The sequence below is a fragment of the Burkholderia sp. PAMC 28687 genome (assembly GCF_001577465.1).
In the GTDB taxonomy this organism is placed as follows: Bacteria; Pseudomonadota; Gammaproteobacteria; order Burkholderiales; family Burkholderiaceae; genus Caballeronia.
Window position 1 is genome coordinate 1082580 of sequence record NZ_CP014505.1, and the last position, 12804, is coordinate 1095383.

Consider the following 12804-nt stretch of genomic DNA (forward strand, 5'->3'; position numbering starts at 1 on the left):
TAATGCTGCACTATGCCGAATGCTTTTAAACGTCCCGCCGATGCGGACAAGCTTGACACCCAGGAGCAGTTGAAAAAGCTGCGTGAAGCCCTGCTGCGCGACGCCGCGGCGCGCGAAAGCGATGGCGAAAACGACCCGGATGATTCAGCCGATGAAGGCGTGAACCGCAAGAAGGAAGCGGCTGCGCGGCGGTTTTCGGGCGGATCAGGGGGTGCGCCGAGCGGTCCTGGCTCGGGGTCGGGTTCGGGACGGATGGCTACTCAACCCGCTCCGAAAAAAAATGTTGCCAAGGGTGCCGCGAATTCGCCTGGCGTTGCCCCGGATTCTTCCGCTTCGTCCGCGCAGCGCAAGGAGATTCGGGGCGGTTTGGCCGTGCTGGCCTCATTGGTCGGATCGTCCGATAAATCGGCCGCGCCCGATGATGTTGCCGTCACCGCCCGCGACGTGAAGACACAGCCTAAAGAACAAGCAGTAAAAAAAGCGGTGCTGCCTCCTTTTACTGCGCCTCCCGCACCTCCCGCTCCGCCAACTGCGAAGCCAGTGCCATCGGACAAGCAAGTTGTGCGTCGTCCCGAACATAAGACTCACAAGGTCGCCGGTGTTTCCGTGACCATTGGCGCACAGCCGTCTTCCGTCGAGCGTGCGCAAAAGTCTCCAAAAGCCGCCGCCGTCGAAAAGTCGGCGGCGCCGCAGGAGAGGCGTCCTGAGCCGGGACCTGCGCCTCGCGCACCCGAGCCGCGCGCCGATGCGCCTCGCGCCAATGCGCCGCGCGCGCCCGCAGAAGCGTTGGCAAAGCCCGATTTGGAGCGCGAAGCGACACGCAACGGCGGTCGGCGTGATGCCGCGCCGCAGCCACACTCGGCGCCAGACAGCGTACGCGACCGTGTCAAACCGGACGACAAACAACCGCGCAAGCCCGATGACATCCCGCGCCGCACGCGCGCCGAGCGCGATCCGGCGCGTCACGCCGCGCGCCCGGCCCGGGTGATCGCACCGAACCCGATTCCGCCGATTCATTTTCCCGAGACGCTGCCAGTTTCCGCCCGGCGCGATGAGATCGCTGCAGCGATCCAGTCGAATCAGGTGGTTATCGTCAGCGGCGAAACCGGCTCCGGCAAAACCACCCAGCTCCCGAAAATCTGTCTGGCGCTGGGCCGTGGCCTCGGTGCAGGCGGATCGGGTCTTATCGGACACACGCAGCCGCGGCGGATCGCGGCATCGGCGACGGGACGCCGGATTGCCGAAGAACTCGGCACGCCGTTCGGCGAGGTCGTGGGTTACAAGGTTCGCTTCACGGACAACCTGTCCCCTGGCGCATCAGTGAAACTGATGACGGACGGCATCTTGCTTGCCGAAACGCAGACCGATCCGCTGCTCGCCGCGTACGACACGATCATCATCGACGAAGCGCACGAGCGCAGCCTGAACATCGATTTCCTGCTCGGCTATCTGCGTGAAATCCTGCCGCGGCGGCCTGATCTGAAGGTGATCGTGACGTCGGCGACCATCGATGCCGATCGCTTCGCCCGTCACTTCGGCAGCGATGAAAAACCCGCACCGGTGATCGAGGTGAGCGGGCGCCTGTATCCGGTTGAAGTGCGGTATCGGCCGGTCGAGGAGACGAGCGCTGCGGTGAAGTCGGCGCAGGGGACAAACAGCCCGAGCGCAGCCACGCCTCAGAAAGACCGCCCGAAAAACCAGCGTGAAAACGATCGCGACCTGATGGAAGCCATCGTGGACGCCGTCGACGAACTCTGCCGCGAAGGTCCCGGCGACGTCCTTGTATTCCTGCCCGGCGAGCGCGAAATCCGCGAGGCCGCCGAGGCGCTGCGCAAGCACCATCCGCCGCATACGGAAATCCTGCCGCTGTTCGCGCGGCTTTCTGCGGCGGAGCAGGAGCGTGTGTTCAAGTCATCGAACGCGCGGCGCATCGTGCTTTCCACGAACGTTGCGGAAACGTCGCTGACCGTGCCGGGCATTCGTTATGTTGTCGATACCGGCCTGGCGCGCATCAAACGCTACTCGTACAGAAACAAAGTAGAGCAGTTGCAGATCGAACCGATTTCGCAAAGCTCGGCAAATCAGCGCGCGGGCCGCTGCGGCCGCGTGGCCGACGGCGTCTGCATCCGTCTCTACGAAGAGGATGATTACGCGCTGCGTACGCGGTTCACCGATCCGGAAATCCTGCGTTCGTCGCTCGCGTCGGTGATCCTGCGGATGAAGTCGCTGCATCTGACGGCCATCGAAACGTTTCCGTTTCTCGAGCCGCCGCCGGGCCGCGCGATTGCTGATGGTTATCAGTTGCTGAACGAACTCGGCGCCGTCGATGACGACAACACGCTCACGCCGCTCGGCCGTGAACTCGCGCGTTTGCCGCTCGATCCGCGCGTCGGCCGGATGATTCTGGCCGCGCGGGACCATCAGTCATTGCGCGAAGTGCTGATCATCGCGAGCGCGCTGTCCGTTCAGGACCCGCGCGACCGTCCCATCGAAGCGCAGGAGCAAGCCGATCTGGCGCACAAGAAGTTCGCCGATGAACGCTCCGAATTCCTTCAATGGACCAAAATCTGGGCGTGGTTCGAAGACGCGATCACGCACAAGAAATCGAACAAGCAACTCACCGATGCCTGCCGCGCGAACTTCCTGAATCACGTGCGTTTGCGTGAATGGCGGGACGTGCATTCGCAATTGCTGACCGTCGTGCGGGAACACGGCTGGCGGCTCAACGAATCGGAAGCCACCTTCGAGCAGATTCACCTTGCATTGCTGACGGGTTTGCTCGGGAACGTCGGCCTGAAAGCCGATGACGAGCCCTATTTCCTCGGCGCTCGCGGCATCAAGTTTTACTTGTGGCCGGGCTCGGCGTTGTTGAAGAAAGCGGGGCGCTGGGTCGTGGCGGGCGAACTCGTCGAGACGAGCCGGCTATATGCTCGATGCATCGCGAAGATCGAGCCCGAGTGGCTCGAACAAGTTGGCGCGCATTTGTTGCGCAAGTCGATTTCCGAACCGCATTGGGAAAAGAAGCCGGCGCAAGTCAGCGCTTATGAGCGCGCGACCTTGCATGGGCTCATGGTCTATGCGCGTCGTCGCGTGAGTTTCGGCAAGCAAGATCCGGAACGCGCACGCGAATTGTTCATTCGCGGCGCGCTGGTCGACGGCGAGTTTGAAACCCGGCTGCCGTTTTTTGCGCACAACCGCAAGTTGCTCGCGGATATTGAACAACTGGAGCACAAATCGCGTCGGCAGGACGTGCTTGTCGATGACGAACTGATCTTCGGTTTCTACGATTCGCTGATTCCCAAGGGCATTTATTCGGGCGCGGCGTTTGAGCGCTGGTATCGGGACGAAGAGAAAAAAGAAGGGACGTCGCGCCTGCTGTTCCTCTCGCGCGACGACCTGATGCGCCACGAAGCCGCCGGCATCACGACCGACCTGTTCCCCAAGCGGATGACGATGGCCGGCATTGAAATGACGCTGACGTACCACTTCGAGCCCGGATCTCCGCGCGATGGCGTGACGCTGACCGTCCCGTTGTTCGGCCTGAATCAGGTCGACGCCCGCCGTTCAGAATGGCTCGTGCGCGGCATGCTGAAAGAGAAAGTGCAGTTGCTGCTGAAGTCGTTGCCGCAAAAACTTCGGCGCCATCTCGTACCGTTGCCCGAGTTTTCGGCGGGCGTGGTCGAGCGCCACAGCGGCAAGACGTTCGGCGCGGGCGGGTTGCTTGAAGCGCTGATCGCCGATATCCGCGAGCAGACGCAAATCGCAATGAAACCGTCGGACTTCAAGCTCGAATCGTTGCCGGCGCATCTGTTCATGAACTTCAAGGTCATCGACGAACACGGGCGGCAACTCGCGATGGGTCGTAACCTCGCGCAATTACGCTCGGAACTCGGCGGCCAGGCGCAGCAGCATTTCCAGAAGCTCGCGGCGGGTGCGACGCTGGACATCGGCAGCGACGCGGCCGCGCCTGTCACGCGAAGTGCGGCGGCGTCGGAATCTTCAGGTGGAAGTTCAGGCACCGCGTTATACGAAAACCTCACCACGTGGGACTTCGGAAGGCTGCCTGAACTGCTCGAAATTCGACGACGCGGGCAGACGCTGTTCGGTTACCCCGCTTTGGTCGATCGGGGAACACATTGCGACGTTGAGGTGTTCGATTCGCCAGAGGAGGCGGCGCGGATTCATCGGGCGGGTTTGCGGCGCTTGTTCGCGTTGCAGTTGCGCGAGCCGATCCGTTATCTCGAACGCAATCTTGGCGGTTTGCGCGAGATGTCGTTGCAGTACATGGCGCTAGGTTCGCAGGAAGAACTCGCGAGCCAGATCATCGAAACGGCATTGGATCGTGCGTGTCTGCAAGATCCGCTTCCTGATAACGACGCGGATTTCTACGCAAGGCGTGATCAAGGGAAAAGCCGTTTGACGTTGCTGGCCCAGGAAATCGCACGGCTCGCCGGCCAGATCCTTGCGGACTACGCAATGGTGACGAAAAAACTGACGCAGGCAAAATCGTTTGGCGCGCCGTACGCGGATATGGTTGCGCAACTGAACGCGCTGATTGGCAAGCGCTTCATTATCGATACGCCTTACACGCAGTTATCCCATTTCCCGCGATACCTGAACGCAATGGCGTTGCGTATCGATAAATTGAAAGTGGACGCGGTGCGGGACGCGCGATTGTCGGCAGAGATTGCGCCGCTGTTGCAAAACTATCAGCGGGCTATTGCGCAACGCGGCGGAGTAGCCGATGCGCGATTGGGCGAGTACAGGTGGTTGCTGGAGGAATTGCGCGTGTCGCTGTTCGCGCAGGAACTGCGCACGCCGATGCCGATATCGGTCAAGCGCTTGTACAAGGTGTGGGAATCAATGCAACGGTAGCCGGTAAAAAAACGCGAGACCTGACGGACAGCCAAGTCTCGCGTTTTGCAGATTTCACGAAATTACTTCGCCGTATCGCCCGGCGTTTCGACTTCAAGACTGAGCGGTGCTGCCGTCAAGACATTGGCTTCGGCGCTTACCGGCCCGCTGGCTTCTGTGCGGACTGGCGTGAACACGTACTTTTGCCATTTGCCGCCGGTGAGCGTTTCCACGTTATCTCCGCATTTCCGATAGAAATTACGAGCCTCGTCGCGCGAGGTGAACACGGCCTTGAGCTGACAGACCATCTGCGGTGCGCCGGCGTCGTTCGTGACGTTCAGCACGTAGTCCCACTCACGAACGCCGAAGAACCCTTCGTTGAACTGCGGACGACCGAGAAGGCCGGCAACCTGGTTTTTCGTCATGCCGGGCTTGAGCTTGCGCAAAGTTTCGGTAAGCGGATAGCTGCCGCCGACATTCGACGCTGATTCCGGAGCCGGGAATACCAACTGGTCTTGACCGCCGTTGCTGGCAAGACGACTGCCAGTGCCAGTGCCGCACGCAGACATGAGAAGGGCTGTGACTAGCGCAGCTGCGAATGGAAGTGCACGCGCTGCATTGCGGAGGGTGAAGTTCATCTCTTGATCGGATCCGTTGTTTTCATTAACTCGATGTCGCGGGCTTTTTGCATGCCCGCGACACTTCCTCTTATTGACTGCTGTGGCTTACCAGTGCATTCCCGCGCCAACCGAGACGCCAAACTGGCCCCGCGTGCTCGTGGTGCCGCTGACCTTGTACGCCCAGATGCCGTTCTCGGAGAGCTGCGATACGCCGACCGCGACTGCGGATTGACCGCCATACGTGCCGCCGCCAATTGCCACCATGCCGCGGCCCGGCAGTACTGCTTGCGGCAAACCCGCGACTGCCAAGGCCGACGCCGTACCCGCATACGCGTCGCGACGCGTGCCTTCCGTCTTCGAGTCGGTGTAGTCGTTGGCTGACTTGAGCGTGCTGCCTGCGCTCTGGTTCAACTGGTTGACGTTGACAGCATCAGTGCCTTGCGTGCCTGCCGCGACGTTCGTGATCTGGCGTTCGCTGCCTGCCGCACCGACCGACACGGTATTCGCACGATCCGCGACAGAGCTCTGTCCGAGGGCGACTGAATTGGCCGCAGTTGCCTGGGCGCCGTTACCCACGGCAACCGAACCCGTGCCGCTCGCGAGTGCGTTTTGACCCAATGCCATTGCGTTGTCAGCTGTAGCCTGAGCGCCATTGCCCATGGCGACTGATCCAGCGCCCGTTGCGACTGCCTTCGCGCCTACTGCAACCGCAAGCGTGCCGGTTGCCGATGCCGCGTCCACGCTGCGATCACCGTCAGCGCTGAACAAGGGGTCCTTCGCGTCGATGACCGCATTGCTTACCGCGTTCGCAACTGCATTGTTGACTGCATCGCCAACCGATGCGTTAACCTGACCGATTGCATCGTTGAGCTGTCCTACGTTCACTGCGTCGGTCGTATCCACGCCGGCTGCGACGTTGTGGAGCACGGTGCCGCTTGTGCCTTCGAGCGTCACGCTGTCATGGTTGACCGAGCCGTCCGTATTGCGGTCGTATTTGACTGCGCCGTCGGCAGTAGTAGTTGCCGTTGCAGCCGCTGCTGTTGCCTGGTCACTGACCGCCTTCAACTGTGCGACGTTGACCGCGTCCGTATCCAGCGCGCCGGCGGAAACGCCGCTGATCGTGCGGCCGCCGACGTTGACTTCGCCGGTCGATGTTTGCGGTGCCGACAAGCCGAAAGCCGCATAGCCGCTTTGAGCGCCGATGGCGGCCGACGATCCGGCGCCGAGCGCGACGCTGTTATCCGCGGTCGCCGACGCGTTTGTGCCGATAGCCACCGAGTTAGCCCTTGCGGCGGCAGCAGAACCCACTGCAACCGCGTTATCGCCGGCGCCCGAGTTTGCACCGACTGCGATGGCATTCACCCCGTTTGCAGTTGCGTAAGTTCCCGCGGCCACCGAATTGGCGCCTTGCGCCAAAGCCGCATTGCCAATTGCGGCTGAGTTGTCGCCCGTCGCTGCGGCGTTGCTTCCGTACGCGGCAGCGCTGGCGCCGCCGGCAGCGGCATTTGCGCCGGTCGCAGTGGAGTTGATGCCCGACGCCTGGGCGTTGTCGCCGACGGCAACCGACGTCTCGGCCGTGGCGACGGCGTTTGCGCCCACCGCAACAGAGCCGGCCGTCGCAATGGTGCTCGAACCCACCGCCACGCCGTTGTCGGCGGCGCCCGAGTTCGTACCGACCGCAATGGCATTCACGCCGTTTGCGGTTGCGTAGTTTCCTGCGGCCAGCGAGCCGGATCCTTGAGCCGAAGCCGCATTGCCGATTGCAGCTGAATTGTCGCCCGTCGCCGCGGCGCCGCTTCCGTATGCTGCAGCATTGGCGCCGCTGGCGACGGCATCTGCGCCTGTTGCAGTGGCGTTTGCACCTGACGCCTGAGCGCTGTTGCCTAGGGCGACTGCGCTCTCGCCCATTGATGTAGCGTTTGCGCCGACCGCGACGGAGTCAGTCCTCGCCACAGCGGCCGAACCCACAGCGACGGCGTTGTCAGCCGCGACGGTATCTGAACCGACTGCGATGGCATTGACGCCATTCGCCGCGGCATAGTTTCCTGCTGCGAACGAATCGGAGCCCACTGCCGAGGCGTTGTTGCCAACGGCTGTAGCATAAGCTCCCTCAGCCGTTGCGCTGTTTCCAAGAGCGGCAGAGTTGACGCCGCTTGCGGTAGAGTTTGCACCGATGGCCGTGGTGCCTGCGGAAGTTGCACTGGAAAGGGCTCCCAAGGCGATGGCCTGATCTGCGGAAGCGGTCGCGCCGTCACCCAGGGCCACGCTGCTGTCGCCAAGCGCGAATGAGTAGTTGCCGACGGCCACTGTCGCCAGGCCCTGTGCTGCCGACGAGTTTCCGATTGCTAAGGAACCATTGCCGGCTGACTGCGCGTCAAAACCGACTGCGGTGGACCCGCTTCCCGTGGATCTTGCTCGATTTCCAAATGCACTCGATCTCGTGCCATCCGCTTCAGCGGCAAAGCCAACAGCGGTTGAACGTTCGCCATTGGCGCTGGCAGTAGGCCCAACGCGAGTGGAGTCGCTTCCGGAGCCGACGCCCGCCCAGTCGTCAACTGCTTGCGCCTGAGCCGAGCTCCCGACGAGGAAGCCCCCGACCATTACCGCATGCACGATCGCGAGCTTGCCTGCAGAAGAGGATCGCTTGGAATGCGATTTGGAAGTCTCGGATGCTGCCACCCAGGTACCGGAAGATTCGTTCCAGACTGCTTTGAAAATTCTATTCATGAAAGAAGGATGTCTAACAATTTGACAAATACTTGTCGGTTGATCGATGGAACAGGTCGCGCTGGGTCCGGATGATGGTCGGAATTGGACGTGACCGTTCCTGGTAACGAGGATCTCCCGCCTCGCAAATTCTGGCCCGCTTGGGCGTTGGACAAGCTTCCTGCATGCTGCGCTTCGGACTCAGAAGCTCGGGATCATCCGCGTTGTAACGCCGGCGATATACACGATCTTTCTTAATTTGAGTGGGCGAGCCGGATAAATGGTTCGTATTGCAAACTAAGTGATTTAAGTGTGAAAATTTGTGATGTCTGGTAGATTTTCGTCGTCGTTTTCCACTGTTGCTTGGCTGCTTCTCTTCGGGGCAGTTGTCGAGCCGGTGGACTGGTGATGTTTTTTGCGGCATCGAACTTTGCACGTGACCGCGCCGGCGTTTGCGCGGTATTGCCAACAAAACGTGGAAAACCTGCGTCCGCTCAACCTCTCAAAAGCGCAAACGTTCTACAATGTCGACTGATTTCTGACTTGAGTTTTCATGCGCAATTTTCTTCGTACTCGCCTTCGTACTCGTTTCTCCCGCGCGACTGCAGTCACTGCGGCATTGCTCTCGGTGTTTTCCGTCACCGCGCCGGCCCACGCCAACAACGTGATCGTGCTGAATTCAGGCGAAGCCACGCTCAGTCTCATCGACGAAGCAACTCGCCAGGTCGTGGCCACCATTCCGACCGGCAAGGAGCCGCATCATTTGATGGCAACACCGGACAATTCGTCGCTGATCGTGGCGAACTCGGTGTCGAACAACCTGATGTTCGTGGACCCGAAAACAGGCAAGCCTCAGCGCTGGGTCGAAAATATCGAGGACCCGTATCAGGTCGGTTTTTCGCCGGACAACAAGTGGTTTGTGTCAACCGGCTTGCGGCTCGACCGGCTGGACATCTACCGCTATGACGGCAAGAATATTTCGATCGCAAAGCGCATCCCGCTCGCGGTCATGCCGAGCCATATCGCGTTCACGAACGACAGCAAGACTGCGTTCATTTCGCTACAGGTATCCGGCGAGATCGCAGCTATTGATCTGGCAACGCAGACCGTGAAATGGAAGATGAAGGTGGGGCCGGTGCCCGCCGGTCTCTGGATGACGCCGAACGACAAGTACATGCTGGTTGGCATGACAGGCGCGGATTACGTCGCCGTGGTGGATTGGCGTAACCAGAAGATCGTCAAGACAATCAAGACCGGGAACGGCGCGCATAACTTCCGCTCGCTGGCGGACGGCAAGCATGTCGTGGTGTCAAATCGCGTCGCGAGCACAATTAGCGTCATTGACCAGGATTCGCTCACAAATGTCGGCGACATCACCGGTCTGCTTCCCGGTCCGGACGATATGGAACTTTCCGCTGACAAACGCTATCTTTGGGTAACGTTCCGGTTCGCGAAGAAAGTCGGAATCATTGATCTGACAAATCGCAAGCTCATACAGACAATCGCTGTGGGCCGTTCGCCGCATGGCATCTATTTTTACGACCGGGCGCCGGTGTTTGGCCCGAACGGCGGCTGAGGCGAGGGGCTGGGTCGCGAGTCACGTTGAGGTTGAAGGGCGATGCTGTGCCGGCAGCGCCTGGTAACGGTTACGGAGTTTCATGTTTCAATCCATCATTTCCGTGCTCGACACGGTTGTCTCGACAATTCAGACATCCCTGTACATCGATGTCGTGCAGCCGCTCCTGTTCAAGGTCGGCTTGATGGGCTATGACGAAGACACGTACGACGCGCTCTATTGGGTGATCGTGGGTGTGTTCGAAGTGCTTGTCATGTACGCGATCCTCAGACCGCTGGAGGCGCTCCGTCCGGCGGAGAAATGGGAAAACAGGAAAGGCGTGCGCGTAGACGCACTCTATACGTGGATCGTCAAGCTTGGCATTCTGAACGTGTTCTTTTTCTTTACCTTCCAGCCGTTCTTCGACAGTTTTCAAAGCTGGCTGCGGATTCACAATATAGCGAACCTCCAGCTCGACAATCTTTGGCCGGGTGTCACCTCTGAACCCATCGTTGCATTCGCAATCTATCTGGTCGTGCTTGATTTTGCCGGCTATTGGTATCACCGGATGGAACATCGAATCGGTATCTGGTGGGAGCTGCACGCGGTTCATCACAGCCAGCAAAAAATGTCGCTTTGGACCGACGACCGGAACCATTTGCTCGACGACATCATGCAAGCGGGTTTCTTTGCTGCCATCGCGCTGGTGATTGGCGTGCCGCCTTCGCAATTCGTCGTGCTCGTCGCGATCACCAATCTCATGCAAAGTATTCAGCACGCCAATATCCGCGTGTATCTCGGCTGGTTGGGCGAACGTCTGCTGGTCAGCCCTTCGTTTCACAGACGGCATCACGCGATCGGATATGGCCACGAAGGTACGGCGTACGGATGCAACTTCGGCGTGCTGCTGCCGTGGTGGGACATGATGTTCAGGAGCGTGTCGTGGAATCGCGAGCTCGAGCCGACCGGTATCCGGGATCAACTGGCCAGTCCGGACGCACCGGGACGCGATTACGGGGACGGTTTCATTGCGCAGCACTGGCTGGCGTTCAAACGGATCGGAGAACGCATAGCATCCCACCGGGCAATGCGCGCGCCCGGGTCCGACTCTGACGCCACAGCGGTTTAGCGGGCCGTTCTCTAGAGAGCTTTTTGCTGTTTTCGCAATTTTTTGCAGTCTGACACGGCGTTGCTCTCTTTGGGACTGACCGGTGCACGACGCAGGCAGTTCGCTCTCGCGCAGCTTGAATTTGTGTTGTCGGCCTGCAACCGGCGATGTTTTTTGCAACGCCGGCGTTAGCCATCCGGACGAGCAGCGCGCAACGCGCGCTCTGGTTTATCCTAGCTTCTTTCCCTCTCTCAAACGATCTCCGCATGAATGACTTGCTGCGTTCGTTCGTGCGTGCTCTCGCGAACGCGTTTCATCCGAGGATGCTCTGGCTGACGTTCATGCCCTTCGCCGTGGCGACGGTCGCATGGGGCGCTGTCTTGTGGTTTTTCTGGCAAACGCTGACGGGCGCCGCGCGTGACTGGCTCGACGGCTGGGCATTTACATCGGCTATGTACCGACTCTTCGATTCTGTCGGGTTCTCATCGCTGCATGCCGTGATCGCGCCGTTTTTCATCGTGATCATGGCAATCCCGTTGATCGTGGTGACCATTCTGCTGCTCATCGCGACGCTTTCAATGCCGTCCGTGATCAAGCTGCTGACACGGCGCCAGTACGCATCGCTTGAGATGCGGCGGGGCGGATCGTGGTACGGCAGTCTCGGGCATTCGGTCGTCACTACCGTCGTGTGCCTCGTGCTGTTGGTCGTCACGCTGCCGCTATGGCTGATTCCGCCGTTTTTCGCAATCATTCCGCCCGTGCTGTGGGGTTGGCTGACGTACCGGGTGATGACTTATGACGCGCTCGCGATGCACGCCAGCGCAGACGAGCGGCGCACGATCGTGCGGCGCTCGCGTTGGCCGCTGTTTGGTATTGGTGTGGTCAGCGGTTTGCTGGGGTCTCTGCCGACGATGTTGTGGGCGTGGTCAGTATGGCTGCTGCCGTTGTTCCCGATCGTCGCCGCGGCGACCATCTGGATTTACGCATTTATTCTGGTTTTTTCGGCGCTCTGGTTTGCACATTATTGCTTGCATGCGCTCGAGCGCTTGCGCATCGAAACCGCTACAGCGCCTGCGCTGAGCGGTCATGGCGCGGCTGCCGAGTTGCACACTCCGGCTAATTACTAAGATCAGGGAGCATTCATGGGCTTTGGCGTGATCATCATTGGTGACGAAATCTTGTCCGGCCGAAGGTCCGACAAGCATCTGCCAAAAGTTATCGAATTTTTGTCGGCGCGCGGTCTGGCGCTGGATTGGGCCGAATATATAGGCGATGACCGTGAGCGGATTACAGCCACGCTCAAGCGGGCGTTTGCATCGGGCGACGTTGTGTTCTCGACCGGGGGTATCGGCGCCACGCCCGACGATCACACGCGCCAGTGCGCGGCGGCGGCACTGGGCGTGCCGCTTGAATTGCATCCGGAAGCGGCCGAGCTGATTCGCGCGCGCATCCGCGAAACGGCGGGCGACAAACCCGCCGACCTGAACGCACCGGACAACCTGCACCGGTTGAACATGGGAACGTTTCCGATGGGAGCGAGCATCATTCCCAACAGCTACAACCGCATTCCCGGATTTTCGGTCGGCGACGTTCATTTCGTGCCGGGATTTCCGGTCATGGCGTGGCCGATGATCGAATGGGTGCTCGATACCAAATACACCGATTTGCATCACGCGACGCCATATGTCGAGCGGTCGCTGTTCGTATTTGGCTTGCCTGAATCGCGCATTACGCCGCTCATGGAATCCATTGAAAACGATTTTGCGGGCGTGCGCGTTTTCAGCTTGCCGAGCGTCGGGGATGCCTCGCGCGGTGAAGTGTTCGGGCGCGCCCATATCGATCTCGGCGTGAAGGGTGAGCCGGAGGCGGCCAATGCGGCGTTCGAACGGCTGCGCGAGGGCGTGACTGCGCTAGGCGGCGAGATAGTCGAAGTCGAGCCGGGCGCGGGCCACTAAGGCTGA

At 60.4% G+C, this 12804-nt stretch carries 7 protein-coding genes and 1 pseudogene; 5 read left to right on the forward strand and 3 right to left on the reverse strand.

Annotated elements, in window-relative coordinates; translation table 11 throughout:
• Positions 1 to 12 precede the first annotated feature (12 nt).
• Positions 13 to 4875, forward strand: a complete 4863-nt coding sequence (gene hrpA / locus AX768_RS04995) for an ATP-dependent RNA helicase HrpA (protein WP_231941325.1) — start codon at positions 13 to 15, stop codon at positions 4873 to 4875.
• A gap of 62 nt (positions 4876 to 4937) precedes the next feature.
• On the opposite strand, the gene AX768_RS05000 is transcribed toward hrpA, so the two are convergent.
• The 3 genes and pseudogenes from AX768_RS05000 to AX768_RS34240 all read right to left on the reverse strand — a co-directional run.
• Positions 4938 to 5492, reverse strand: a complete 555-nt coding sequence (locus AX768_RS05000) for an outer membrane protein assembly factor BamE (protein ID WP_082778751.1) — start codon at positions 5490 to 5492, stop codon at positions 4938 to 4940.
• Positions 5493 to 5579: 87 nt separating this feature from the next.
• Complete coding sequence (locus tag AX768_RS05005) at positions 5580 to 7544, reverse strand: YadA family autotransporter adhesin (protein ID WP_231941368.1); 1965 nt, start codon at positions 7542 to 7544, stop codon at positions 5580 to 5582.
• A 42-nt stretch (positions 7545 to 7586) separates the two neighbouring features.
• Positions 7587 to 8201, reverse strand: a pseudogene (locus AX768_RS34240) (ESPR-type extended signal peptide-containing protein); the annotation flags it as partial.
• A 532-nt stretch (positions 8202 to 8733) separates the two neighbouring features.
• On the opposite strand from AX768_RS34240, the gene AX768_RS05010 reads away from it, so the two are divergent.
• From AX768_RS05010 to AX768_RS05025, 4 genes are all read left to right on the forward strand, one after another.
• Complete coding sequence (locus AX768_RS05010) at positions 8734 to 9756, forward strand: YVTN family beta-propeller repeat protein (protein WP_061999032.1); 1023 nt, start codon at positions 8734 to 8736, stop codon at positions 9754 to 9756.
• 82 nt (positions 9757 to 9838) lie between these two features.
• Positions 9839 to 10864, forward strand: coding sequence for a sterol desaturase family protein (locus tag AX768_RS05015; protein WP_061999033.1), 1026 nt, complete (start codon positions 9839 to 9841; stop codon positions 10862 to 10864).
• Positions 10865 to 11109: 245 nt separating this feature from the next.
• Positions 11110 to 11970, forward strand: coding sequence for an EI24 domain-containing protein (locus tag AX768_RS05020; protein WP_062000794.1), 861 nt, complete (start codon positions 11110 to 11112; stop codon positions 11968 to 11970).
• Between the two features lie 15 nt (positions 11971 to 11985).
• Positions 11986 to 12798: a competence/damage-inducible protein A gene (locus tag AX768_RS05025; RefSeq protein ID WP_061999034.1), complete on the forward strand. Its 813-nt coding sequence runs from the start codon at positions 11986 to 11988 to the stop codon at positions 12796 to 12798.
• Positions 12799 to 12804 lie beyond the last annotated feature (6 nt).